1 protein-coding gene and 1 pseudogene are annotated in these 725 nt (G+C 55.3%); both read left to right on the top strand.

Annotated elements, in window-relative coordinates:
* Positions 1-12: 12 nt before the first annotated feature.
* Positions 13-363 (top strand): annotated as a pseudogene (locus ACI6PS_RS16210) (immunoglobulin domain-containing protein); the annotation flags it as partial.
* A gap of 39 nt (positions 364-402) precedes the next feature.
* Positions 403-725: hypothetical protein (locus ACI6PS_RS16205; RefSeq protein WP_421013608.1), on the top strand; the 323-nt coding region annotated here is incomplete at its 3' end.

Below are 725 nucleotides of genomic sequence, written 5' to 3'. Positions count from 1 at the left end.
AGCTACCAATGGCTGAGAGGCACCACTCCTGTAGGAACCAACAGCCAGAACCTTACAATAAGCGCAGCGCAGGTTTCCGATACGGGTGTCTACACCTGCGTCGTGAGCAGTGACTCGTGCCCTTCCATCACTTCAGACCCGCTAGCGATCACGGTAAACCAGGCGCCGGTCATCACGGCCGATCCGGAGGATGCCAACATCTGCGAAGGCGAGACACATTACATCAAGGTGGAGGCCACCGGAAGCAACATCAGCTACCAGTGGTATAAGGGAGGAACCGCCCTGACAGGTCCGGGTGCCACCACGAACATCTATCCGATCAATTCGGCAACGGTTGCCGACAGCGGCGACTATTACTGCGTGCTGAGCAGCGCGCCATGTGCCGATGTCATATCCGATACCATGACCCTTACGGTGAAGCCATTGCCAGTAGCCACTGTTGCAAACGGAACCGAATCGGAGATCTGCTCTGGAGAGAGCTCAGAGATCGTATTCACGGGAACCCCTGGAGCGGTGGTTACCTATAACATAGTCGGGGTCTTGAACAACGAGACGGCATTGCTCAATCCTGTAACGGGAGAGGCCATTGTCGCAACGGGAACCCTTACTCAGACAACCGTTTATGAATTGGTGAGCGTCAGCTATACCGGAACCGAAGGCTGTCTGACGCCCTTGACGGGGTCGGTTACGGTAAAGGTGAACGAACTTCCAAAGGTAAGCATCGA

Source organism: Flavobacterium sp. PLA-1-15 (assembly GCF_049060005.1).
Lineage (GTDB): Bacteria > Bacteroidota > Bacteroidia > Flavobacteriales > Flavobacteriaceae > Flavobacterium.
The sequence above is the reverse complement of the archived record's forward strand: the minus strand, read 5'-3'. Positions and strand labels throughout refer to the sequence as shown.